Genomic DNA, 23,157 nt, shown 5'->3' on the forward strand with positions numbered 1-23,157 from the left:
CGTGCGGGTAAGCGATCACTCGGCCGCGATGGCGGTTTCCTCAGATGTCTCAAGCAGAAACGCAAAGACATCGCGCAGCTTGTCCCATGTTTCCTTATTGGGCGCGCACAGCAGATAGCCTTCGGTCATGTCACCGCGATAGTCGCTGCCGTCCAGCATGGCCGCATAGCCACCGGCCTGACGCAGTACGGCGACGCCCGCAGGCTGATCCCACGGGGTCATTTTGCCGAACAGGACAAAGTCGATGTTGCCCTGTACCAGCAGGCGGAATTCGTGGCAGGCGCAGCGGAACATGGTGCAGCGCTGGAACTTGGTCAACGTCACAGCGGCCTGTTCACGCTTGTCTTCGGGCAGCAGGTAAAGCGGCACGCTGCCGGTCAGATCGGCGATATCGCCACCGTCCGAGACTTTGACCTCGCGGCGGATGCGGCGGGGCAGAACCATTTCGGCGGGGCTAGTGTGATCGGCCATGATCACATCGTTCATCACCGGATCATACAGCAGGCCAAACACCGGCTGACCATAGCGCAGGATCGCCACCATCACGCCAAAGACGGTCAGGCCATTGGCATAGTTCCACGTCCCGTCGACCGGATCGATGGTAAAGCACAGTTCGGCGCCCGCGATGTCCTTGATCACATCAGGATTGTCCGAGGCGTGTTCCTCGCCCACGATCAGTGCGTGGGGGAACATGATCTGAAGGCCGCGCGCGATCATCGCCTCGGCGGCTTTATCTGCCTCTGTCACCAAATCCTGCGGGCCGGATTTCTGATCAATCTGATGGCTTCCCAGATTGCGGAAGCGCGGCAGGATTTCGGCCTTGGCCGCACGGCGCACGAGGTTCAGGATTTGTGTCTTTTGCGCGTTGGACAGCGGCGCTGTGACGGTGGCGGGTAAAGTTTCACTCATCGAATCGTCTCCTGACGGCAAGTGCCTGTTGGGTAGGCCCCTCTGACTTTGTGTTCAAGTTATTCGCGGGCACGCAAGACCTGCGCAGGCCGTGCGGCCAATGGACGCCACGCAAAGAACAGACCTGCCAACAAAGTGGTCAACAGACCGCCCAGCACGATGCCAAAGGCGGATGGCCAGACGACGGCAAAGCTGGTTTCCATCAGGAAGGTCGACACAGCCCAGCCGCCCAGAACGCCTGCGACAATAGCCACGGCACCGGCCGCCGCGCCCAGCAGAGCAGAGCGCAAAGTGAAGCTGATCAGGATGCGTTTCCGGCTGGCCCCTAGGGTTTTCAGAATGGCGGCCTCATAGGTGCGGGCCTGTTCGCCTGCGGCTGCCGCCCCGATCAGAACAAGGAAACCGGTGAAGAGCGTTGCCGCCGCGCCCCAGCGCACCGCGCCTGCGACGCCGTCCAGCAGGACCGACACACGGTCGATTGCATCGCGCACGCTGATTGCGGTGATGTTCGGGAAGGCGCTGGCCACCTCGCGCAGAACGCGGGCCTCTTCCGCTGGATCCGCGTAGACGGTCGAGATGAAGGTATGCGGTGCCGCCTGAAGCGCATTTGCGTTCAGCGTCATGACAAAGCCCATGCCCGCGTTGGAAAAGTCGACCTCGCGGAACGATGTGATCGTCGCTGTGATATCTCGGCCAAGGATGTTGACAGTGATCTTGTCGCCCAATTCCAGCCCGATCTCGGCGGCTTCTTCGGCGGCAAAACTGACCTGCGGTTCACCAGTGTAATCCAAGGGCCACCATTCGCCCGCGACGACGTCTGTGTTGTCGGGCAGTGCGTTGGCATAGGTCACGCCACGGTCGCCGCGGATCACCCAGTGATCGCCGGCAACTTCGGTCGCGGGGATGCCGTTAATTTCGGTCACAACACCGCGCAGCATCGGCGCGCTTTCGATGCGGGACACGGCGCTGTCGGCGTTCAGGATCGCCAGATAGTCGTCCATCTGGTCTTTCTGGATGTCCACAAAGAAATAGGACGGCGCGACATCCGGCAGATCGCGGTTGATCGCCGATCGCAGGTTGCCGTCGATCTGGCCGATGGCGGCCAGAACCGACAGGCCAAGGCCCAATGACAGAACGACTGATGCTGCCTCTTCCCGTGGTCCGCCGATGGATCCCATCGCCCACCGCCAAGCGGGGCGACCGCGCATGGCTTTGACCGATTTGCGGGCGACGAAGCGGATCAGCATTGCGGCCAGCCCGAGGATGATCAAGGCGCCCAACAGGCCTCCTGCGGTCCAGAGCGTGATCAGCGCGTCGCCGGAAAACAGGATCGCGGTGCCCACGAGGATCGCGAGCAGGACCGCCGTCGCTAAGATGTAGCGCGGGGCGGGCAACAGGCTGGCACCTGCCATCGCATCGCGGAACAGGGTGGCGGCGCGGACCTCATCGGTGCGGGCCAGTGGCCAGAGTGTGAAAAGAAGCGCGGCGAGAACGCCGTATATCGCGGCCTCGAACAAGGGTGCGGGGTGGATGCCGAACATGGCAGGCACCGGCAGTGAAGCTGTGATCAGCGGTGAAAATACCACAGGGATCAACGCACCTAGGATCAGGCCCAGCACAATCCCCACCAATGAAAGCGCACCGATTTGCAGGAAGTACGTTTGGAAAATCGTCGCGCGGCTGGCCCCCAAGGTGCGCAGCGTCGCGATGACGGATGTTTTGCGCGATAGGTAGGCGCGGACCGCAGCGGACACGCCGATGCCGCCAACGGCCAAGCCGGAAAGGCCAACCAGCACCAGAAACGCACCCATCCGGTCGACAAAGCGTGCTGTTCCAGGCGCACCATTCCGGCTGTCACGCCAGCGGATTCCGGTATCGCGGTAGCGGTCTTCGGCCTCGGCCTTGATCGCGTCCAGATCGGTGCCTTCGGGCAGCAGCATCCGGTATTCGGTTTCAAACAGCGTACCCGGTTCCAAAAGGCCCGTACCGATCAGATCGGTCGTACGCACCATGGTGCGGGGGCCAAGACTGAACCCGCCGCCGGTGTCATCCGGTTCGGTTTCGATGACAGCGCTTAGATGAAAGTCCTTATCGGCCAGCTTGAACGTGTCGCCGGGGGCAATGCCCAGCCGGTCTGCCAGAAGCGGCGCCATAACCGCGCCGGGAAGCGCGTCGGTTCCGTTTAGGGCTTGGGGCAGTGGAATGTCCGGCGATAGCACCATGTCGCCTAGCAGGGGATAAGCGTCATCGACGGATTTGACTTGCGTCAGACCGCGTTCGGCGGTGTCGCCTTCGCCAACAACGACCATCGACCGGAAGTCGGTCACCTCGGACAGGGCCGTGGATTGGCTTTCTAGCCAAGCGCGTTCTTCGTCTGTGGCAAAGCGGTAGGTGAACTGCGCCTCGGCATCGCCGCCCAACAGAACGGCACCCTGATCGGAGAGACCCGCCTGAATGGCTGACTTGACCGAGCCGACACCGGCAATCGCGGCCACGCCCAGCGTCAGGCAGGCGAGAAAAATCCGGAAGCCCTTGATCCCGCCCCGCAATTCACGGCGGGCAAATTTTGCGGCTGTCTTCAGGCTCATTCGGCGGCCTGCAGGGCTGCCTGGTCAATCGCGCCGTCGGTCAGGCGAATGACGCGGTCGCATTTATCGGCCAACTCGCGCGAGTGTGTGACCATGACCAAGGTCGCGCCATGCCGGTCGCGCAGACCGAACAGCAGGTCCATGATCGCTTCGCCGTTGGTGCCGTCCAGATTGCCGGTGGGTTCATCGGCCAGCAGGATTTCAGGTCGCGGTGCGGACGCGCGGGCTAGGGCGACGCGCTGTTGTTCACCGCCCGACATCTGGGACGGGTAGTGATCGGCACGGGACGCAAGGCCCACGGCCTTCAGTTCTTCTGCCGCGCGGTCGAACGCATCGTCTACGCCAGCCAGTTCCAAGGGCGTCGCCACGTTTTCCAAGGCGGTCATCGTCGGGATCAGGTGGAAGGACTGAAACACAACGCCCATGTGATCGCGGCGGAACCGCGCCAGCGCGTCTTCGTCCATCGCCGTCAGATCACGGCCAAGCGCGCTGACGGTGCCCGATGTCGCGCGTTCAAGCCCGCCCATGATCATCAGTAGCGAGGATTTGCCAGAACCAGACGGCCCGATCAGACCCAGAGTTTCCCCTTTTGTGACGTCCAGAGAGATGCCGTGCAAAATCTCGACAAGTCCGGCATTGCTTCTGAGCGACAAGGTCACATCTTTAAGGGTAAGAACGGTATCGGGCATAAAATGAGGATCCGGCAGATGTTACGTTTATTCACATATGGGGCTTCAAATCGCCTGAGCAAGACGGCGCTGGCCCTGATTTTTTGCACAAGCGCCGTTGCAGCGGAACCTGTCGAGGTTGTGGCGTTGGGGGATTCCCTGACGGCTGGCTATGGTTTGCCGCAAGGTCAGGGCCTTGTGCCCAAATTGCAGGCATGGCTAGACGAACAGGGTGTCGACGCCAAGGTCGTGAACGCTGGCGTGTCAGGCGACACGACGCGCGGGGGGCTGTCGCGGGTGGAATGGTCTTTGTCTGATCAGTCCGATGCGATGATCGTGGCGCTGGGTGGCAATGATCTGCTGCGTGGCATTGATCCAACCAGTTCGCGCGACAACCTTGCTGCCATTCTGGACATTGCGGCCGCGCGCGACTTGCCTGTGTTGCTGGTCGGGCTTGAGGCGCCGTCGAATTACGGGGCCGGCTTTAAAGAGGCTTTCGACAGTATGTATGCAGACCTGTCACAGGAATATGACACGCTGTTTTTGCCCGATTTCTTTGAAGGGCTTCGCGTGAAGGGCGGAACCAACCTGCAAGACGTTCGGGAATTCATGCAGCCGGACGGCATTCACCCCAATGCTGAAGGGGTCGAGAGGATCGTATCCGTGCTTGGGCCGCGCGTCGAAGAACTGGTCGAGCGGACGCAGTAATCCGTCGCTTGCTTTGCATTAATTGCTTCGCGGTTGGTTTGGCCGGGTTGCTTGTTTGATAACTTTGATGTGCAAAAAAGCCCGCACGATGGCGGGCTGATGTAAGCAGGCTTTGCGAAAATTCCTTAGGGTTTCGCGAGGCCGACCATTCCGTGGCAATCTTCATCGGAATTTGTCGACAGGGACAGCATTGCGCCCAGAACGCCAAATCCAAGGCTGATGGCTAGGTAAACACCAAAGCTTTGCAAAAATCCCAGATCAAACGCGGTCCAGCCAGCCAGAGCCGAAAGAGAACCTACGATGGAACCTGCCATGATCATTACCAATGCCATTTGTCGTGCACCTTTGCATTAACCGCTTGTCCCCATCTCTAACGGTCATTGGGGCGGGAATGTGACAGGGGCTAGGCAAATAAATGAATTAAAATTTTGGAGCGCCGATCGGGGTTGCCGCCCGCATCAGTAGTCTTGGCATTTTAGTCAGTATCTTACGGGATATTTCGCTGTATTCGGTCTGGCCAGAAAGTAGCTGCATATAGGCGTTTTTCATGGTGGAAGACCGTTGAAATCCGTTCAAAAACGGCCGTCGAAGCGTCGGATTGAACAAAAGGTGCCGCAACTGTCGTGCTTGCCACATCGCCAGATGCAAGGGGCGCAGTTGGGCGCGATAGATCGAAAGCGCTGCCTCGGGGCGTCCTTCGTGTAGCGCTGTCTGCGCGGCATCCGCAGCCATCTTCCCGCTTTGCAGCGCAAAGGCGATGCCTTCGCCGGTGATCGGATCAACCAGCCCCGCGGCATCCCCAGCCAGCAGAACGTGCGCCTTGCCGGGTTTTGTACGGGCGAAGCCGAAGGGCAGATATTGCCCCTTCACCTTTGGGGCGTCAGCGATGCCAAGGGTTTTCAGATAATGCAGCATGTCGCGCCGCATATCAGGGTTACGGGCATGGATGCCGCCAATCCCGATTGTGGTGCTGTCTGCCTTCGGAAACTGCCAGCCATATCCCCAGTTGGCCGCGCCGAAATCAATGCGCAGCGGCAGATCGGGGGAAAGGCCAACTGCTTCAACCTCAAGCGCGAAACCGATCTGGTCTGGTTCAAAGGCCTTGCCGAACAGATGCCTAGCGACAAAGCTGTTCACCCCATCGGCGCCGATCAGCACAGGTGCGGTCAGAACGCTGTGACCCAGATTGACCCTGACCGGATCCGTCGACAGACCGGTGATGCGAGAGCCGGTAAAATCCTGCGCGCCTGCATTTATAGCCAGTTCGAACAGATGCGCGTCCAGCGACCGGCGCATTGTCAGGCGGAGGGGGGCAGGGCTGTGCAACTGCCCAAGCGGCGATCCGAAGGCGTAGAATTCGACGGCATCGCGCGCGACGTAGGGCGCGCCCAGATCGTTTTGTGCAAAAATCTGACGGTAAAGCCCCATGGCGCGCTCGGTAAACGCGCCGCCACACAGTTTGTCGCGGGGGAAGGGATGTTTGTCGATCAGCGCGACCTTCAGTCCGGATCGCGCCGCCCAACATGCAGCCGCAGAGCCCGAAGGCCCTGCGCCAATCACGATAAGGTCGAAATGTAAGGTCCGGTTCACCCGTCCGTCAGACGACGGTCACTTTGGTGCCGCGCGGAACACGGTCGTACAGGTCGATCACATGGTCGTTGATCATCCGGATACAGCCGTTGGACACAGACAGGCCGATGGTCGAGGGCTGTGTCGTGCCGTGGATGCGGAAGTAGGTGTCACGACCGTTCTGGAACAAATACAACGCACGAGCGCCCAGCGGGTTGCCGGGGCCACCGGGCTGGACATAGTCGTTGTCGACGAACTCGGTGTACTTGTGCGGATCGCGTTCGATCATGTCGTTTGTCGGACGCCATGTCGGCCATTCTTTTTTGACCTGAATGGTCGCGGTTCCGGTAAATTCCAGACCGGCCTTGCCCACGCCAACGCCATAGCGACGGGCCTGACCCGGGGCTTCGACGAAGTAGAGGAAATGCGCCTTGGGCGCGACGATGATCTGACCTGCTTCAAGATCGGAGCGCACCTTAACGGTTTGCGGCATGAAGCGAGGTTTGACGGTAAATGCCAGCGCCGGTGATGCCAGTGTCACCGAAGCTGCGGCAGATGTAGCAAGAAAAGAGCGTCGGGAAAACATAGCGAGTCTCATATAATTTTAGCAGCCATCCTATTTTGCCGAGGTGTCCTCGGGAATCAATGCACAGTCTGGTCAACTGTTTTTGAGTTGTTGCGGGGCAACATATACGAAGGCTGTGGTTTGTTTCGGGTTAAGGCGGTTATTTGCACAACGCGCGCCCTTCCATTATGGTTCCCGCATCTGCGTGAGCACCCGTCTGAGATACGGCCTCACTGAACCCATCCCCTGACTTGATTGGATACCTAATGACCGACGTCAAAAGCGGTGACACCGTTCGCATTCATTACACAGGCACGCTGGCTGACGGCACGACCTTTGACAGCAGCGCAGGCCGTGACCCGCTGGAATTCACCGTAGGCTCGGGCCAGATCATCCCCGGTCTGGACAAGGCGCTGCCTGGCATGACCGTGGGTGAAAAGAAAAAGGTCGAGATTCCGGCAGACGAAGCCTATGGCCAGCCCAACCCCGACGCGATGCAGAAAGTCCCGCGTGAACACGTGCCCGCGGACATCCCGCTTGAGGTTGGCGGTCAGCTGCAGGTGCAGACACCCACAGGTCAGGTCATGCCCGTGACCGTGGCAGAGGTGACCGAAACCGAAGTGACGCTAGACGCCAACCACCCGCTGGCAGGCAAAGACCTGACCTTCGACTTCGAGGTCGTCGAGATCGTCTGATCTGTTTGCCCATTGTGGTGTGAGATTGAACCAGTCCCGTTTCGGGGCTGGTTTTTTTTGTTTGACAGGAGAGTGCGGCTGCGCTTCCTAGGGTTGTATTAATGCATCATTGTCTTGATGTGCGGCAGTTGTTGTAGAGAGCTTCTTGACCATAGACAGCGCCCTGTACCTATTCGCCAATAGGTTTCGCTCGGTTACGAGTGGTCTGTGCAACTATTTAATGAAGCTAGTTTATAGTAGGGAGTTTTACATTGAAGCGTGCATCAGTTTTGAGCGTCTTTCTTTTCGGATTCTGTAGCCAAGCCTATGCATCAGACATAGCTGAAGACTTTTATGATAAATCCTATCTTCAGGTGGAGGCGTGTTTCGAAATTGATCCGGTCCAGCGTGAGCAATGCGTAATTTCCGGAATTCAACGATGCGAGAAAGCTCTGGAAAAAGTGCTTTTTCGTAATGGATTGGGGAGTCCGGGGGGAGGCGCTGTGTCACCGCGTGAATACTGTAACTTTATTGGTCTTGAGCGCGCAGACGAGCACCTGAATGCGGTTTATAACAGGATTTTGAAGCAAGGGCCGCTTATTGCGCACGACGAAACGGCTTTGCCGAATTTGCGCAGCGCTCAGAGGCTCTGGCTTCAGTTTTCCAGCGAATTGTGTTCCGAAGATAATATCGTTGGTTGGCATGCGGGGGGCTCTGGCTGGGGAGCAGTTACCGCTGAGTGCACTACGCGCCTCTCGATTCAGCAAGCCGGTCATTTGGAGCGTTACTTCACAATCTCTGATTGAATTTCTGCGGGCGAGGTCAGTGGCCGATACCTGATACCGAAGAAGGTTGATGATCAAGCATGGACGACGCGCGCGGTGGCGATCCGGCCTATGAACTCCTCGATTTTTCCCAACCAAATCCGAAGGAGTCCAGCGCTTTAAGCCAAGCCCGACAAATCGCCGCCGCGTGGGCGCGCGTCGTCGATGCGCGGCGGCCTTCGGCCTTGATTCCGCGCTTTGGTCCTTAGTCGATTAAGCCTTAGTCTCGTTTCCCCGAGAACCGTTCCTGCCACTCTGCGCGCTCATCATCTGTGATCTTGCGGAACAGGTTTTCCGGTACGGTAAAGGCGTGGCCTGCCTCTAGGGCTGTGGTTGCAGCGCCGATATCGGACGGCCAGTCGGTGCCCTCGGCGCCCATTGCTTCCAGCATCACAGCGGCGGCGTCGGGGATGAAGGGGGCGGACAGGACGCCATAAAGCGGGATCAGGTTCAGCGCCGTGCGGATCTGCATTGCGGCCTGATCGGGGTCTTCCTTGAACGTGGCCCAGGGGGCGACCTCTTGCAGGTATTCGTTGCCCAGAACCCAGATCGCGCGCAGCGATGCGGCGGCTTTGCGGACCTCGATCGTGTCCATATGTGTCTGGTATTCGGCCAGTTTCGCCGCCAGATCGGCCCGCAGCTGTTCTTCGCGCGCGGTCTCGGTCCCGCCTGCGGGGACGGCCTCGGAGAATTTCGAGCGGCAGAATTTGGTGACGCGGCTGACAAAGTTGCCCAGCACGTCGGCAAGGTCTTTGTTCACAGCGGTCTGGAAATTTTCCCACGTGAATTCGGCGTCCGAGCTTTCGGGTGCGTGGCTCAGCAGCCACCAGCGCCAGTAGTCGGACGGAAGGATCGCCAGCGCCTGATCCATGAACACGCCACGCCCGCGTGATGTGCTGAACTGGCCACCTTCATAGTTCAGGTAGTTGAAGGATTTGATGTAATCGACCAGCTTCCAGGGCTCTTCCGAGCCAAGGATCGTGGCGGGGAAGGACAGGGTGTGGAAGGGAACGTTATCCTTGCCCATGAACTGGGTGTAGGTCACATCATCCGCGCCCTTGTCGGTGCGCCACCAGCGTTCCCAATCGGTGCCTTTGCCCGCATCGACCCATTCCTGCGCACAGGCGATGTATTCGATGGGCGCGTCGAACCAGACGTAGAACACTTTGCCTTCCATGCCCGGCCAGTCTTCGTCGCCTTTTTTGACGGGTACGCCCCAGTCCAGATCGCGGGTGATGCCGCGGTCTTGCAGGCCGTCACCGTCGTGCAGCCATTTCTTGGCAATCGAGGTGGTCAGAATGGGCCAGTCGGTTTTGCTGTCGATCCATGCGTCCAGCGTGTCTTTCATCTTGGACTGGCACAGATACAGGTGCTTGGTGTCACGCATCTCCAGATCGGTCGAACCCGAGATTGTGGAATGCGGGTTGATCAGGTCAACGGGGTCCAGCTGTTTGGTGCAGTTGTCGCACTGGTCGCCGCGCGCACTGTCAAAGCCGCAGTTCGGGCAGGTGCCTTCGATATAGCGGTCGGGCAGGAAGCGGCCGTCGGCGTGGGAATACATCTGGGTTTCAGACACTTCGCGGATCAGGCCGCGTTCGGCCAGAACACCTGCGAAATGCTGGGTCAGCTTCTGGTTCTGTTCCGAAGACGAGCGACCGAAGTGGTCAAAAGACAGGCGGAAGCCTTTTGCGATTTCGGCCTGAACCTCGTGCATTTCGGCGCAGTATTCCGCGACGGGCTGGCCTGCTTTGGCGGCGGCCAGTTCGGCGGGGGTGCCGTGTTCGTCGGTGGCGCAGATGAACATCACCTCGTTGCCGCGGGCGCGTTGGTAGCGGGCAAACAGATCGGCGGGCAACTGAGAGCCCACAAGGTTCCCGAGGTGTTTGATCCCGTTGATGTAGGGAATTGCCGAGGTGATAAGATGCCGTGCCATATGCCTGTCCCTAAGCGAAAGTCGCGTTTGATCTGTCCCTTAACTTATGTCGCGGGCGGGGGAAAGTGTGCGTCACGGCTGTTGTGGCTTTGCAGGCCCGTTGGGGCCTAATTGCCAGCTTTTGGGCGGGGCCATTCGGGCGCGCAGACGGTCCAGTCGCCAGCGGGGGCTGTCGGGCGTGTGGGTCGGATCCATCCGGTAGCGCGTTTCCACACCCGCCGCGCCGCCATCGCCCGGTGTCAGCAGCAGGCCAAGGGGGCGACATTTGCCCAACTCGGCCCCGCTTTGCGCGGCGAGGTGCAGGCGACGTACCGGTGTCAGGGGCGGCGGGCCGGGCAGGTCGCAGATGACTACGGGGGCCACGCCGGACCGCAACGCCTCTTCCATAGACCACAGCAGGTCTTCAGGGCGGCGGGGGGTGACAAACACCAGATTGCGTGGAGGCACGATATCGGCCACCGCTACAGGGTTCAGTGGATCAGCGCCCCACGCAGGGGCAATCCACAGCACAGGCCCGCCCGTTTTGGCCGCAATACGCAAAGCCAAGGTGCGCCGCGCCCTCCCGCACAGTTCATGCACCCGCGAGACCGGCAAGGCGATATCGTCCCACAGCGCTAACGCCGGAGGTGGTGTGTGCGTGGTCCGTTTCAGCAGTGTATGAGTCATGCGGGTGAGTATAAATGTTCACCAAATGCTCTCAAGGATGTTCGGCGACTTTTGCCGAAGGTCACAGAGGCTGTGACCCGCTCGTGAAAACAATGGATGTTCTGCGGTCGCATTTGTTTTGTGCGTAATGTTCAGAAGGCCTCAGGATTGTTTCCATTTTTGATACAAATCCTGTTGGTTTATGTCGATATTGCCATTCTGTTGGACCTCTGAGACCGATCCCGTTAGGGTTGATTCCAATTTTTATTAGTCATTTGGAGCTTGAGAATTATGGCGAAGCCCAGCGGTAAAGGTAAAGGTGGCAACGATGGTGGGGACGGTACCACCGACAGTGGCGGCGGCAAGGTTCGCGGGACGAACGGCAATGACGTGTTCACTTCGACATCCGGCAACGAGCTGTTTCAGGGCCGCGAAGGTACTGACACGCTGATCCTAAACGGGTCGGTGTGGGATTATGACTGGAACGTCGAACTGCACGAACGCGGCGTCGACTGGACCATTCTGGATACCACTGGCGCCGATGGCGAGGATTCCCTCAGCAGCGTTGAAATCCTGCAGTTCGACGACGCAACGATTGTTCTGGGCCAAGACACGCCCATGGAAATCATCGCGGATGCGCCGGAACGGTTTGTGGTCTACGAGGATGAGACCGACAGCTTTAATCTGATCATTCAGGATCTTGATGACACTGACGTTGATGTAAAATTCGAAACGGGTCTCTGGTCGCAGGATCGCGACTATGCGGACCTGACCATTTTGCAAAACCTCGACAGTGATCATAATCGTTATGGTGCACATTCGGTGCAGCGGGTGTACGAGTTCACCTATGACTACGTCGAAGGCGACGTATCGCTGGCCGAAGGCGAGGAATACGTTCAGACGGTCACGTTGATGGCAACCACAACGTCGTCGGAAGATTTCTTTGGCTACACCGAAGAGGAAACACGCGCGATCACCTTTGATCTGGTCATCATCGGCCAGAACGATGCGCCGACCATTGGCGCTGGCGCTAGCTTTACCACTAATCAAGTTGCTGGCGATGTGTTCGACCTGTCCGGCCTTGGTGATGATATCGACAGCGACGATGACGGGGCTACGCTCGACTATGAAATCGTCTCAGTCACGCAGCAATATACCTATTACAGCTATCCTCTTAGCTTCTCGACAGATGGCAGCACTTTGGTCATGTCTGGCGACGGCCTGCCCGTCGGTATGACAACAGACGAAGAGGCATGGGCCCAAGTCGAGTTTCGGGCGGTCGATCGCCATGGCGCGACGTCTGCAACCACGGCCGAGGTGGATATTGTCGTCCAAGGGACCGCCACAGAACGCGTTCGCGCCTCTGTTTTGGATGAAAATGGCAACATTGATCTGTCGTCGGTTGCCTTTGGTCCGGACGACGTTGTCGACTATGGTCCGGATATCCTTTTTGATACTATAGATCTCGATCCAGCACTGATCGCACCAATGTTGGAGTACACGTTGGGTGATGACGTGCGCCATATTACGGCAGGCACCATCAGCGGTTTCGAATTCGAAACCGATGCCACAGCGACTGCCGATGGCGGCATCGGTGCAGACACTCTGATATTCACTTTTGAAAGTCCGGTGGAATCGTACTTTGCCTTGAACTCGATCGAGACAGGATATGGTGAAGACGTGGTGATCGTCGATATTACCGGCGCGCCGGAAACATATCATTATGGCACCAGCATCGACACCGGAGCGCAGAGCGATCAGGTGATCATTCGACAGGATGCATCTGTGAATGCATGGCTAATGCCGGATGTATTTACAGGGTCTGGCCATGACGTTGTCGATATCGAATTTGTCTGGGACGGCACGGGCGATTATTCGCAACTGATGTTGCAGCCGAATGTGAGCCTTTGGTCAGGCGATGACACGTTCCGGTTCGTTGCAACATCCAGCACCGGCAACGCAGCAGGTTATAATCTGACCTTTGGCGTGGATGCTGGCGACGGTGATGACTATCTGGTCATCGACACGTCCGGACTGCCTGCGGGAACGCCGATCCCTGGTGGACTTGGTGACGCGTACAATATCTACAACGAACAATATCCGGGCGGCGCAGGCGGCCATATCTCATTGGGTGCCGGAAGCGACACGCTTGAACTGGCTGTCAGCGATCCGTTCTATGGTGAGCGCACTTTGGTTGTCACTGGCAACGCGTTCTATGAGGAAGGAGCCGACTGGGATCACGTCATTCTGACCGAGTGGACCCAAGCCGATCTTGATATCAACATGTTCACCGATGATTACGGTCGGGCTGGGTTCCGCTTGTCGACCGATGGCGGTCAGCATGTTGAACTGATCGGGATCCAACAGGTCACCTTTGCCGACGGCACGGATTGGGTTCTGTAAGCGCTTGGATCAACCAGCAGGGCGGGCGCCGGTCCAGTGGCCGTCCTCTAGCAGTTTCTGAATAACCGAATGCAACACATCCCTAACGGCTGTCTGTGCGCGGGTGGCGGGGCGGTTGCTTTGTGCGACCAGATGCACACGCCGCCACAGTCCAGGGGTGGTGACATGCACGGCTTTCAGGCGGCCATGGGACACGTCACGCGCGACCGCGTGATAGGGCAGGATCGATGCGCCATAGCCTGAAGAGACAAGGCTTTTGATACTGGCGTAGGCGTCGATTTCGACGGCGATTTGCGGCGTGACGCCGATTTCCCCCAAGGCCAGGTCGATCAATGCCCGCAGGCCGTGGGCGGGGCTGGGCAGAACCATTTTCATGGCGTCCAAATCTGACAAGGAGATCTCGGTTGGGCTGTCTACGTCGGCAGCAAGGATTAGCACCAACTCTTCATCCAAGAGCGGCTGCGATGTTACATCCGATCCATTCGGTGCGCTGTAAAGCACACCGATGTCCACGCGGCCTTCGGTCAGCCAGTCAGAGACGAAGCCGCTCATTCCCTCAAGGATATTCAGTGTCACGCCGGGGTATTGGGCGTGGACGGCCTCGATCAATGGCAGGGCGACGAGTTCTGCGATCGTGCCGGGAAGACCGATGCGCACAGTGCCTGTCGGGGCGGCCTCTAACGTGCGGATGTCATCGGTCATGCGGGCGACGTCATCCAGAATGCTGCGGGCGCGCGAGGCCAGCAGGCGACCGGCTTCGGTCGGGGTGACGCCAGCCGCGTGCCGCTCGAGCAACTTCGTGCCCAGTTCCGCCTCCATATTCTTCAGATGCAAAGACAGGGCAGGTTGCGCCACGCCCAATACCTCGGCCGCGCTGGTGATCGAACCGCGGTCGGTGATAGCAAGGAAGTAACGAAGCTGGCGCAGGTTCACAGGCAGTCCATATATATTTGTTATCGAATGTATATGCATCATATATTTGATAAATGATAGCCCGCAGTCCTATGTGGTCTGAACCTGCAAAAGGACCAGACCCGAATGACCTTGATCCAAGACGATTACCAAGACATCCGCGATGGCGTGCGTGCGCTGTGTGCCCAGTTCCCTGCCGAATATCACCGCAAGGTCGATGAACAACGCGGATACCCCGAAGAGTTCGTCGATGCGCTGACCAAAGAGGGCTGGATGGCGGCGCTGATCCCCGAGGAATACGGCGGCTCGGGTCTTGGGTTGGCCGAGGCCTGCGTGATCATGGAAGAGATCAACCGCGCCGGCGGAAACTCGGGCGCGTGCCATGGCCAGATGTACAACATGAACACGCTGGTGCGACACGGGTCCGAAGAACAGCGCCAGCGTATTCTGCCGAAACTGGCGACCGGCGAATTGCGCCTGCAGTCCATGGGCGTGACCGAACCCACAACGGGCACAGACACAACCAAGATCAAGACGACCGCCGTCAAGAAGGGTGATAAATACGTCATCAACGGCCAGAAAGTCTGGATCAGCCGCGTCCAGCATTCCGACCTGATGATCCTTCTGGCGCGGACCACGCCGCTGGCCGAGGTCAAAAAGAAGTCCGAAGGTCTGTCGATCTTTCTGGTCGATATCAAAGAGGCGATGAAAAACGGGATGGAGGTCAAGCCGATCCCGAACATGGTCAACCACGAAACCAATGAGCTTTTCTTCGATAATCTGGAAATTCCGGAAGAAAACCTGATCGGGGAAGAGGGTAAGGGATTCAAATACATCCTGACGGGACTGAACGCTGAACGGACCCTGATCGCGGCGGAATGTATCGGGGATGGCTATTGGTTCACCGATAAGGTCACGGCCTATGTGAACGAACGCGAAGTTTTTGGCCGCCCCATCGGGATGAACCAAGGCGTGCAGTTCCCGATTGCCGAGGCGTTCATCGAGGTCGAGGCAGCAAACCTGATGTGCCGCAAGGCCGCCGCGCTGTTCGATGCGGGCCAACCATGCGGGTCAGAGGCGAATATGGCGAAATATCTGGCTGCCAAAGCCAGCTGGGAAGCGGCCAACGCCTGTATCCAGTTCCACGGCGGGTTCGGCTTTGCCAATGAATACGATGTCGAACGCAAGTTCCGCGAAACGCGTTTGTACCAAGTGGCCCCGATTTCGACGAACCTGATCCTGTCCTACGTGGCCGAGCATGTGCTTGGCATGCCGAGGTCCTTCTGATGCGCGCGCTTGAAGGCGTAAACGTCGTTGCCATCGAACAGGCGGTTGCGGCGCCCTTTGCCTCGTCCCGTCTGGCGGATGCTGGTGCCAAAGTCACCAAGGTCGAGCGGCCCGAGGGCGATTTTGCGCGCGGCTATGATGCTGCGGTCAAAGGCCAATCCAGCTATTTCGTCTGGCTGAACCGAGGCAAGGACACCGTCACGCTGGATTTACGTCAGGACGCGGACAAGGGCGTTCTGGCCGATCTGATCGGTCAGGCGGATGTTCTGCTGCAAAACCTGAAACCCGGCGCGCTGGATCGTTTGGGTTTTGCGCCTGCGTCTTTGCGTGAAGCGAACCCCCGCCTGATCACCTGTTCCATCAGTGGCTATGGCGAAAGCGGGCCTATGGCCGATCGCAAGGCGTATGACCTGTTGATACAGGCCGAGGTTGGCTTGTGTTCCGTTACTGGCGGCCCGACCGAGCCGTCACGTGTGGGCGTCTCTGTTGTCGACATCGCTACGGGTGCTGCCGCCTATTCCGCGATCCTTGAGGCGCTGATCCGCCGCGGCATCACGGGGCAGGGCGCCGAAATTCAGGTATCGATGTTTGACGTTATCGCCGAATGGATGGCTGTGCCGCTGTTGAACCACGAAGGCGGCAATAGCCCGAAACGCATGGGGTTGGCGCATCCGTCCATTGCGCCTTACGGGGTGTTCACGCCCAACTCCGGCGCGGATATCCTGATCTCGATTCAGAGCGACCGCGAGTGGCAGGTCCTGTGTGACCGATTTATCGGTCAGCCTGATCTGGCGACAGACCCCCGTTTCGCCACCAATGTTGTGCGCGTTAAGAACCGCGATCAGACGGATGCGATCGTGGCCGAGGCGTTCGCGCGGTACGATGCCACCGAGGCAGTCCAGCTGTTGTCCGAGGCCAAGATCGCCTTGGCATCGGTGAATAACATGGCCGCGCTGAGCGATCATCCCCATTTGCGCCGTATCTGTTTTGACAGCCCGAACGGCCCCGTATCAGTGCCCGCACCGGGCGTGCGGTTTGCTGGTGAAGACCGTGATTATGGCCCCGTGCCCGCCTTGAAACCTACCGGAGCTTCCACATGACCGACGTCGATATCGACCACCTGCGCAGCTGGATCGGGCGGCAAGAAACCGCCTCTGAAGGTCTGTCGCCGACGCTGGTTAAGCAATTCTGCACGACTTTGGGTGCCGAGGTGTCCGACGGTGACATCGCCCCGCAGGTGATCCATTTCTGCCTGACCCAGCCCGCCGCGCCGATGGATGCGCTGGGCCGCGACGGGCATCCGGCGCGCGGTGGCTTCCTGCCGCCAGTGCCATTGCCCCGCCGCATGTGGGCCGGTGGCGCGCTGGAATTCCATGCGCCTTTGCGGGTTGGGCAAGAGGTTACGCGTAAGTCCGTGATCAAGGACGTGGTGATGAAACAAGGGCGCAGCGGGCCTTTGTGTTTCGTCACCGTCGAACATGAAATCCGTGGCGACGGAGAGTTGGCCGTCATGGAACGGCAGGATTTGGTCTACCGCGAAGACGGCTCAGGCGGTGCCGCACCGAAGCCCGTCGGCGACGTCCCGCAGGGCGATCACACAACCAGCTTTATGCCTACTCCGACGCTGCTGTTCCGCTACTCGGCCATGACATTCAACGGCCACCGCATCCACTATGACCGCGACTACGCGCAACAGGTCGAAGGGTACCCCGGATTGGTCGTGCATGGCCCCATGAAGGCGACCTTGATGTGCCACTTCGCGGGAAAGATTGCAGGAAAACCGCCCAAAACCTTCCGCTTCCGCGGCTTGGCACCGGCCTTTGATGGTACGGAAATTACCCTACATGCCCGTAAGGAGGGCGACGGGATGAAGCTATGGACCGTGCCGGACGGTGGCCCCGTTTCGATGGAGGCCTGGGCGGGGTGGTGATTGGTTGTAACAGGTGTGCATCAGTCTACAGATTGCAATAAGTGACGGCACCTGCGTCAACAGCGATACGCCCTTGTTTTTCAAGAGCAGTAACGAGGTCTTCGCACTCCGCGATATCAAGGCTGTTGCCGAACATGCTTTTGATAGAATTTGCCAACGTTTGGGTTTTCTTGGGCAGATTTGCTTTTCGTGACTTTAAATTGGTAGTGACCAATTCAATTCTGTCTTTAATCAAGTCTTTTTGGTTAGCGGCGATAAATGGCAGCTCGCTGATCGATGTCCATCTTCGCACCTTTAAATTGTCGGCCCGCAGGTGCTCGATCAGGGGATCGTAGCCTTTGTCTTTTGATATTATGTGAAAGTAATCACCGTCCTTAAGAGCGCACGCGCGGCCCAAGTAATAAGTGATATGAAAGTCCAAGGCATTGGCGCGAGTTTGCGAAATTGAGCAGTAAGTCGCTCTGTCGCCTAATGATTGAACCGCTTTCGCGACCTCAGTGGATATCGTTGTTTGGGTGGCTCCGACGAAAACGATTACTCGGACGTCATGCTCTAATAGGAGCCCAAAGTTCTTCGGTTGTACGTTTTCGAAATCTACAAATATGTGGTTTGTGCTCAACGCGAATGTCCCAAATTCAAAAATCTGCCACTCTAAATCGGCGGCTAAACTAACAGTAATTGATTGGGATTGATCAAAGCACGGTGTTCAATGATTTCAAGTCCAAAGTTTCGATCAGACCTTGAGACTGAATTTATAACTTTGTGCGGCTAGAGAAGTGATCCTAGTAGCTTACGTGTCGCCTCCATGACCCGTTGCAAAACTGGGCGCGGGCCTTCGGCCTCCAAAAGACCCGTCATTGGTACTTCCAGACCTAAAGGCAAATCATCCGGCAAAGCGCCTAGGAAATCGTGCAGGGGGATGTCCCCTTCACCCGGTGCCAAACGTTCGGCACGGCCCGCGAAGAGCAGGTCGTCGGTTGTATAGCTCGGCATGACGGGTGCATCGCAGAGGTGCGCAAAGCGTAGTCTGTCGCGCGGGATGGCCCGTAGCTGTTCCAGCGTGCTGCCTGATCGGTTGAAGTGCAAGCTATCGACGAGAATGCCCACTTCAGGCCCCGCGCGTTCGACCAAAGCCAAGGCGGACGTCAGGTCGGGCACAACTGTCCACGGAAAGAACTCGAACGACACGTTCAATCCGCGTTCCTGTGCCAAATCGGATAACTGGCCCAAGCGGTCTGCAAGGCGGTTGAGGTCGGGGTCATAGGGCGCGGTGATCACTTCGCGAGCGCCCAATTCGACACCTGCGTCGAGGAAGGGGATCAGGGACTTAACATCGGTGTCAGGTTCGATTTTGACGAACTCGATGTCATGTACCTTCAGCCCAGTGTCTTTCAGCGCGGCCTTGGTGGCGCGCATCATGGCGGGATCGTCCATCAGCGGATAGCCGGGGCTGGCGTCGGTCACGCGGATCAGACGCAGGCCCACGGCGTCAAAACCCACGTCCGCGGCCGCGTGGATCAAGTCCGGCGGGGGAAGGGTGATCGCGGTCAGATGGGCGAGGGAAAGAAGCCGTGTCATGATGAGCTTTCTGCTGCGTGGCGGCCTGCAATAAATCCGAAAGTCAGGGCGGGGCCCAGATTGATGCCGCCGGCGGGGTAGTGCCCGCCCATGACGCTGGCCATGTCCGTGCCTGCCGCATAAAGGCCCGGGACGGGCGTGCCGGTGTCATCCAGAACGCGGGCTGAACCGTCTGTTTGCAGGCCCGCAAAGGTGCCGAAACTGCCGGGGATGACTTTGACCGCGTAGAACGGCGCTTTGAGGATCGGGGCGACGTTGGGGTTTGGTGTGACGTCTGGGTCGCCCTGAAGACGCATGTAGGCGGTTGTGCCGCGTCCGAAGGCAGGGTCTTCGCCCTGTTCGGCGTGCTCATTGTAGGCCGTCACTGTGCCAGTCAGTCCATCGGGATCAATCCCGCAGGCGCGGGCCAGATCAGCGATGGTCTTGCCGGTTTTCAGATAGCCGGACTTGATCCAACTTTGGTGCGGGACAGGTGCAAGGCGCACGATGCCCAGGCCATAGCGGCGCAGAAAGTGGTGATCGCAGATCAGCCAAGAGGCTGCTTCGGCACCTTCTGGCAGCGCGGTCAGCATGTCGCGGACGTAATCGTGATAGCCTAAACCTTCGTTGCAGAACCGTTTTCCGTCCGCCAGCACCCCAATCACGCCGGGTTTGCCGCGGTCGATGATGTGGGGGAAAACGCCTGTCTTGCCATCCGGCCAGGTCACCTCGGACACAGGGCACCACGCACCATAGGACGCCAGATCATCCGCCTGATGGCCGCCTGCATCTTCGCCCAGTCGCAACCCGTCACCGGTGGAGGCTTCGGTCGCAAGGGCGCGATGGGTTTCGGGATGCGGGAAGGTCCGTTTGCGGCGGGGCAGGTCGTGGGAATAACCACCGCTGGCCAGCACGACGCCACGTTTGGCGAGGATATCGATTTCACCGTCTGGGGTGTGTAGCGTGGCCCCTTCGACTTTGCCATTGTTCTGGATCAGACGGGCGACGGCGTGTTCAGGGCGGATATCGACACCGGCATCCAGCGCGCTGCGCAGCAATCGACCAACAAGCGCGTTGCCGTTCCGAAGCTGCATGCCCCTCCCGTAAAACGCCAGATCCAACAGATGGCGGGTCACGCGACGGGTGACATAGGCCAGCGATTTCACCGACCGCATCACCGTCATAAAGGCGCGCAGGTCGGGGCCTGCCTGAATGGTCATGCCCCAAAAGGTGGTTTCGCGCATAGGCTTGCGCAGCAGCTCCAAGTCCTTGCCCAACTTCCGCGCGTCATAGGGCCGGGCGATGACGGACCGCCCGCCGAACCCTGCGCCGGGTAGGTGGCTGTAGGTGTCAGGGATCACAGCGCCGCAGTCGAATGTCAGGTCGGTTTTGTCTTCGAAGAAGCCGACCATTTCGGGGGCGGCCTGCAGAAAGGCATCGACCAGTTCAGGATTGAAATTGTTGCCTAAAACCGCCTCGAGGTATGTGCGCGGTCCGCTGGTGTCTTCGTCGATGCCGTGGCGTTTTGCGACCGGATTGCAGGGGGCCCAAATCCAGCCGCCGGACCATGCCGTGGTGCCGCCGATCACGGGTTCTTTTTCAGCAAGGATCACTTGCAGACCCGATTTCGCGGCTGTTACCGCCGCAGCGAGACCCGCAGCGCCAGAGCCGACCACCAAGAGGTCGCATGTTTCAGAAGTGGATGATGAATGCGTTGGCACAGAAAGCTTCCCGATTTTGCGCCAAAATCAGGGGCGGTGGCCTGTAACGTCAAATGCTTTTCTTTGCACCTTTTTAACATCGTGTTAAGTCGCGGGAAGGAGGTGCTGCTATGCCCGAAATGACGCTTAGACAAATCGAAGTGATCCGTGCCGTGATGATGACCGGCACGATCAGCGGGGCGGCTGACATGCTGAACGTGTCTGCGCCGGGCATCAGCCGATTGGTCAAACATACCGAAGAGTCGCTGGGCATCCGCCTGTTCGAACGCAAGGCAGGGCTGTTCGTGCCGTCGATCGAGGCCAGCAAGGTCTTTGATCAGGTGCGCGAGGTCTATAAAGGCGTGGCCAACCTGCAAAGCGCGGTGGGTGCCCTTCAGCAGGGCGATGATGTTGTGCTGGCCTTCGCCTCGGCCCCGTCTATCGCGCAATTCATCGCGGCGCGGGTTCTGAAACGGGTCAGGTCGCGGTATTCCGATCTGTTTATCGATCTGAACATCCTGAAAATCGAAGAGACGGTGGATTATCTGCTGCTGGAACGGGGCGAGTTCGTGATCATGAGTTCGCCGGTGCAGAACGCAGCGGTCGAGAATGACCATATTGCCGAAGGGCGGTTGGTGGTGATTCTGCCTGAAGGTCATCGGTTGGCCGAGAAACAGGCGATCTCGGTTCATGATCTGGCCAAAGAAGACATGATCGGGATCGATCCGAACGATCCTTATGGCCGGTTGATCAGCCAACCCTTTACCGAGGCGGGGCTAGAGTTGAAGCACTCAATGCGCGGCCGGTTTGCGCAAACGGTGGTTAGCCTTGTGCGCCACGGGTTGGGCGTGGCCGTTATCGACGAATTTTCTGTGGCCGAGGTCTATATGCCCGGTGTGGTTCGTAAACCTTTGGAACAGCACATCCCGATTTCGACGTTCGTTGTGCGTAAAAAGGGGCGGGTGCTGTCCAACTTTGCCGAATTCACCATCCAGCAATTTCGGCGTGAATTGGCCAAAGCGGTCGAAGATGGGCCGTGGTACCGCTCACATTATTAACATCATGTTAATCTCAGCTAATAATTGATATTTGCAGTTATCTTCTGTCAGGCTCATGACATTAAGGTCATTCGCTGGAATTGCCGGCGAACGAGAACGTGACTTGATGGGAGGACATTCATGAAACGTTATCTTATCGGCGCCATCAGTGCGCTGGCTTTGACCGCGACAACCGTTGCTGCCGAATACCCCGAGAAAGAAATTCAGGGCATCATCCAGTGGGGCGCTGGTGGCTCGACTGACACTGTTATGCGTTCGGTCACCCCGCACGCCGAAGCCGCGCTTGGCGGCACTGTTGTCATGCAGAACATGACTGGCGCTGTTGGTGCGATCGCGCTGAACTACGTCGCTGACGCCGAAGCAGACGGTTACACCGTTCTGATGGGCGCAGAAAACCCGATGCTCTACAAGATCATGGGTCTGGGCGACAAAGATTATGGCGAATTCGTTCCGATCAACATCCTTGCACGCGGCACGCCGCTGCTGGTTGCGAACAACGACGCGCCCTTCAACTCGTACTCCGAGATGATCGCCTACGTAAAAGAAAACCCCGGCACAGTGCGCTTTGGTTCCACTGGCCCCGGCGGTCTGCCGTCTGTTGTGACAGCGATGATCAACGCGGTTGAAGGTGAGCTGGACGTAATCGCCGTTCCTTACGACGGTGACGGCCCGGCCCTGACAGGTCTGCAAGGCGGCGCAATCGATGTGATGCCTGCGGTTCTGGGTGCGGCGATCGAAGGCGTTCGCGCTGGCAACATGAAGGCGCTGGCCGTTTTCGACACAGCCGAAAACGATAAGCTGCCGGGCGTTGAGGCCGTTGCAGAGGTAAACGACGGTTACAACACATACCTGCCGTGGGGCCCGTTCTTTGGCGTATTCGTCCCCAAAGGCACACCTGATGACGCGGTTGCCAAACTGTCTGCCGCCTATGCCGAAGGCGCGAAGAACCCCGAGTTCATCGAGCTGATGGAAGGCCGCGGCTTTACCCTGATGGGGATCTCCGGTGACGAAGCCGAAGCGTTCCTGTCCAAGTGGCAGCAAGGCACAGCATGGCTTCTGCAGGACGCAGGTCTGACCAAAGCGTCGCCCGAGGAATTCGGCATCGCACGTCCGGGCGAATAAGCACCATCCCCGTCGCAGGTCACTGTGACCTGCCGGACCTTGGACGTCGCATTTCATAAAAGAGGTGCGGCGTCCTTTGACTTTAAGACGACAACACTGGGGGAG

General features: G+C 58.6%; 22 protein-coding genes. 10 read left to right on the forward strand and 12 right to left on the reverse strand.

What is annotated here, in order from left to right; all coding sequences use genetic code 11:
• Positions 1-15 precede the first annotated feature (15 nt).
• From C4S59_RS13355 to C4S59_RS13365, 3 genes are read right to left on the reverse strand one after another with little or no spacing between them, the layout of a single operon-like run.
• A complete protein-coding gene (locus tag C4S59_RS13355) occupies positions 16-909 on the reverse strand; it encodes an inositol monophosphatase family protein (RefSeq protein WP_103911026.1) in 894 nt (297 codons plus the stop codon).
• 59 nt (positions 910-968) lie between these two features.
• The gene (locus C4S59_RS13360) at positions 969-3,497 is read right to left on the reverse strand and encodes an ABC transporter permease (RefSeq protein WP_103911027.1); all 2,529 of its coding nucleotides are present in this window, start codon (positions 3,495-3,497) and stop codon (positions 969-971) included.
• A complete protein-coding gene (locus C4S59_RS13365; RefSeq protein WP_103911028.1) occupies positions 3,494-4,186 on the reverse strand; it encodes an ABC transporter ATP-binding protein in 693 nt (230 codons plus the stop codon). The genes C4S59_RS13360 and C4S59_RS13365 overlap by 4 nt, the downstream gene beginning before the upstream one ends.
• 18 nt (positions 4,187-4,204) lie before the next feature.
• Between C4S59_RS13365 and C4S59_RS13370 the strand changes: the two genes are divergently transcribed.
• Positions 4,205-4,873: an arylesterase gene (locus tag C4S59_RS13370; RefSeq protein WP_234994770.1), complete on the forward strand. Its 669-nt coding sequence runs from the start codon at positions 4,205-4,207 to the stop codon at positions 4,871-4,873.
• A gap of 125 nt (positions 4,874-4,998) precedes the next feature.
• Here the strand turns inward: C4S59_RS13370 and C4S59_RS13375 are convergent, their stop codons facing one another.
• The 3 genes from C4S59_RS13375 to C4S59_RS13385 all read right to left on the reverse strand — a co-directional run bounded on the left by C4S59_RS13375 (position 4,999) and on the right by C4S59_RS13385 (position 7,028).
• Complete coding sequence (locus tag C4S59_RS13375) at positions 4,999-5,205, reverse strand: hypothetical protein (RefSeq protein WP_103911030.1); 207 nt, start codon at positions 5,203-5,205, stop codon at positions 4,999-5,001.
• Between the two features lie 88 nt (positions 5,206-5,293).
• Entirely contained in the window at positions 5,294-6,463 is a 1,170-nt protein-coding gene (locus tag C4S59_RS13380; protein ID WP_234994771.1) for a geranylgeranyl reductase family protein, read from the reverse strand.
• 7 nt (positions 6,464-6,470) lie between these two features.
• On the reverse strand, positions 6,471-7,028 hold the full coding sequence (locus tag C4S59_RS13385) for a L,D-transpeptidase (RefSeq protein ID WP_103911031.1): 558 nt from the start codon (positions 7,026-7,028) through the stop codon (positions 6,471-6,473).
• A 245-nt stretch (positions 7,029-7,273) separates the two neighbouring features.
• Between C4S59_RS13385 and C4S59_RS13390 the strand changes: the two genes are divergently transcribed.
• The 3 genes from C4S59_RS13390 (at position 7,274) to C4S59_RS19595 (ending at position 8,714) form a co-directional block, all read left to right on the forward strand.
• The gene (locus C4S59_RS13390) at positions 7,274-7,702 is read left to right on the forward strand and encodes an FKBP-type peptidyl-prolyl cis-trans isomerase (protein ID WP_103911032.1); all 429 of its coding nucleotides are present in this window, start codon (positions 7,274-7,276) and stop codon (positions 7,700-7,702) included.
• A gap of 251 nt (positions 7,703-7,953) precedes the next feature.
• Positions 7,954-8,487: a lysozyme inhibitor LprI family protein gene (locus tag C4S59_RS13395; RefSeq protein WP_160006877.1), complete on the forward strand. Its 534-nt coding sequence runs from the start codon at positions 7,954-7,956 to the stop codon at positions 8,485-8,487.
• Positions 8,488-8,546: 59 nt separating this feature from the next.
• On the forward strand, positions 8,547-8,714 hold the full coding sequence (locus C4S59_RS19595) for a hypothetical protein (RefSeq protein WP_160006880.1): 168 nt from the start codon (positions 8,547-8,549) through the stop codon (positions 8,712-8,714).
• Positions 8,715-8,725: 11 nt separating this feature from the next.
• Here C4S59_RS19595 and metG read toward each other — a convergent pair whose 3' ends face one another.
• Together metG and C4S59_RS13405 are read right to left on the reverse strand one after the other, a co-directional pair.
• Positions 8,726-10,438, reverse strand: coding sequence for a methionine--tRNA ligase (metG, locus tag C4S59_RS13400; RefSeq protein ID WP_103911034.1), 1,713 nt, complete (start codon positions 10,436-10,438; stop codon positions 8,726-8,728).
• A 72-nt stretch (positions 10,439-10,510) separates the two neighbouring features.
• Positions 10,511-11,104, reverse strand: coding sequence for an ImuA family protein (locus C4S59_RS13405; protein ID WP_103911035.1), 594 nt, complete (start codon positions 11,102-11,104; stop codon positions 10,511-10,513).
• A gap of 270 nt (positions 11,105-11,374) precedes the next feature.
• On the opposite strand from C4S59_RS13405, the gene C4S59_RS13410 reads away from it, so the two are divergent.
• Positions 11,375-13,486: a hypothetical protein gene (locus tag C4S59_RS13410; protein ID WP_103911036.1), complete on the forward strand. Its 2,112-nt coding sequence runs from the start codon at positions 11,375-11,377 to the stop codon at positions 13,484-13,486.
• Between the two features lie 9 nt (positions 13,487-13,495).
• Here the strand turns inward: C4S59_RS13410 and C4S59_RS13415 are convergent, their stop codons facing one another.
• The gene (locus C4S59_RS13415) at positions 13,496-14,419 is read right to left on the reverse strand and encodes a LysR family transcriptional regulator (protein WP_160006883.1); all 924 of its coding nucleotides are present in this window, start codon (positions 14,417-14,419) and stop codon (positions 13,496-13,498) included.
• A 105-nt stretch (positions 14,420-14,524) separates the two neighbouring features.
• On the opposite strand from C4S59_RS13415, the gene C4S59_RS13420 reads away from it, so the two are divergent.
• Genes C4S59_RS13420 through C4S59_RS13430 form a run of 3 tightly spaced genes read left to right on the forward strand, consistent with a single transcriptional unit; the run spans position 14,525 to position 17,615 of the window.
• Complete coding sequence (locus C4S59_RS13420) at positions 14,525-15,685, forward strand: acyl-CoA dehydrogenase family protein (protein WP_103911038.1); 1,161 nt, start codon at positions 14,525-14,527, stop codon at positions 15,683-15,685.
• Complete coding sequence (locus tag C4S59_RS13425; protein ID WP_103911039.1) at positions 15,685-16,785, forward strand: CaiB/BaiF CoA transferase family protein; 1,101 nt, start codon at positions 15,685-15,687, stop codon at positions 16,783-16,785. The genes C4S59_RS13420 and C4S59_RS13425 overlap by 1 nt, the downstream gene beginning before the upstream one ends.
• Positions 16,782-17,615 carry an FAS1-like dehydratase domain-containing protein gene (locus tag C4S59_RS13430; RefSeq protein WP_103911040.1) on the forward strand — a complete coding sequence of 278 codons (834 nt, stop codon included), beginning with the start codon at positions 16,782-16,784 and terminating at the stop codon, positions 17,613-17,615. The genes C4S59_RS13425 and C4S59_RS13430 overlap by 4 nt, the downstream gene beginning before the upstream one ends.
• Positions 17,616-17,640: 25 nt before the next feature.
• Here C4S59_RS13430 and C4S59_RS13435 read toward each other — a convergent pair whose 3' ends face one another.
• From C4S59_RS13435 to C4S59_RS13445, 3 genes are all read right to left on the reverse strand, one after another.
• A complete protein-coding gene (locus C4S59_RS13435) occupies positions 17,641-18,234 on the reverse strand; it encodes a PIN domain-containing protein (RefSeq protein WP_103911041.1) in 594 nt (197 codons plus the stop codon).
• Positions 18,235-18,383: 149 nt separating this feature from the next.
• Entirely contained in the window at positions 18,384-19,193 is an 810-nt protein-coding gene (locus C4S59_RS13440; RefSeq protein ID WP_103911042.1) for a sugar phosphate isomerase/epimerase family protein, read from the reverse strand.
• Entirely contained in the window at positions 19,190-20,893 is a 1,704-nt protein-coding gene (locus C4S59_RS13445; RefSeq protein WP_103911043.1) for an FAD-dependent oxidoreductase, read from the reverse strand. Before C4S59_RS13445 ends, C4S59_RS13440 begins: the two co-directional genes overlap by 4 nt.
• Before the next feature lie 110 nt (positions 20,894-21,003).
• Here C4S59_RS13445 and C4S59_RS13450 point away from each other — a divergent pair, with 110 nt between their 5' ends.
• A complete protein-coding gene (locus C4S59_RS13450) occupies positions 21,004-21,930 on the forward strand; it encodes a LysR family transcriptional regulator (protein WP_103911044.1) in 927 nt (308 codons plus the stop codon).
• 120 nt (positions 21,931-22,050) lie between these two features.
• The gene (locus tag C4S59_RS13455; RefSeq protein WP_103911045.1) at positions 22,051-23,052 is read left to right on the forward strand and encodes a Bug family tripartite tricarboxylate transporter substrate binding protein; all 1,002 of its coding nucleotides are present in this window, start codon (positions 22,051-22,053) and stop codon (positions 23,050-23,052) included.
• The last annotated feature ends 105 nt before the right edge of the window (positions 23,053-23,157 follow it).

It is taken from the genome of Thalassococcus halodurans (assembly GCF_900108225.1).
Lineage (GTDB): Bacteria > Pseudomonadota > Alphaproteobacteria > Rhodobacterales > Rhodobacteraceae > Thalassococcus > Thalassococcus halodurans.

Bases quoted from the DNA above. Each gene is read 5' to 3' on its own strand.
- C4S59_RS13390 (WP_103911032.1), top strand. From the start codon at position 7,274: ATGACCGACGTCAAAAGCGGTGACACCGTTCGCATTCATTACACAGGC.
- C4S59_RS13430 (WP_103911040.1), top strand. From the start codon at position 16,782: ATGACCGACGTCGATATCGACCACCTGCGCAGCTGGATCGGGCGGCAA.
- metG (WP_103911034.1), bottom strand. From the start codon at position 10,438: ATGGCACGGCATCTTATCACCTCGGCAATTCCCTACATCAACGGGATC.
- C4S59_RS13385 (WP_103911031.1), bottom strand. From the start codon at position 7,028: ATGTTTTCCCGACGCTCTTTTCTTGCTACATCTGCCGCAGCTTCGGTG.
- C4S59_RS13370 (WP_234994770.1), top strand. From the start codon at position 4,205: ATGTTACGTTTATTCACATATGGGGCTTCAAATCGCCTGAGCAAGACG.
- C4S59_RS13375 (WP_103911030.1), bottom strand. From the start codon at position 5,205: ATGGCATTGGTAATGATCATGGCAGGTTCCATCGTAGGTTCTCTTTCG.
- C4S59_RS13455 (WP_103911045.1), top strand. From the start codon at position 22,051: ATGAAACGTTATCTTATCGGCGCCATCAGTGCGCTGGCTTTGACCGCG.
- C4S59_RS13425 (WP_103911039.1), top strand. From the start codon at position 15,685: ATGCGCGCGCTTGAAGGCGTAAACGTCGTTGCCATCGAACAGGCGGTT.
- C4S59_RS13355 (WP_103911026.1), bottom strand. From the start codon at position 909: ATGAGTGAAACTTTACCCGCCACCGTCACAGCGCCGCTGTCCAACGCG.
- C4S59_RS13440 (WP_103911042.1), bottom strand. From the start codon at position 19,193: ATGACACGGCTTCTTTCCCTCGCCCATCTGACCGCGATCACCCTTCCC.
- C4S59_RS13410 (WP_103911036.1), top strand. From the start codon at position 11,375: ATGGCGAAGCCCAGCGGTAAAGGTAAAGGTGGCAACGATGGTGGGGAC.
- C4S59_RS13450 (WP_103911044.1), top strand. From the start codon at position 21,004: ATGCCCGAAATGACGCTTAGACAAATCGAAGTGATCCGTGCCGTGATG.
- C4S59_RS19595 (WP_160006880.1), top strand. From the start codon at position 8,547: ATGGACGACGCGCGCGGTGGCGATCCGGCCTATGAACTCCTCGATTTT.
- C4S59_RS13360 (WP_103911027.1), bottom strand. From the start codon at position 3,497: ATGAGCCTGAAGACAGCCGCAAAATTTGCCCGCCGTGAATTGCGGGGC.
- C4S59_RS13365 (WP_103911028.1), bottom strand. From the start codon at position 4,186: ATGCCCGATACCGTTCTTACCCTTAAAGATGTGACCTTGTCGCTCAGA.
- C4S59_RS13420 (WP_103911038.1), top strand. From the start codon at position 14,525: ATGACCTTGATCCAAGACGATTACCAAGACATCCGCGATGGCGTGCGT.
- C4S59_RS13405 (WP_103911035.1), bottom strand. From the start codon at position 11,104: ATGACTCATACACTGCTGAAACGGACCACGCACACACCACCTCCGGCG.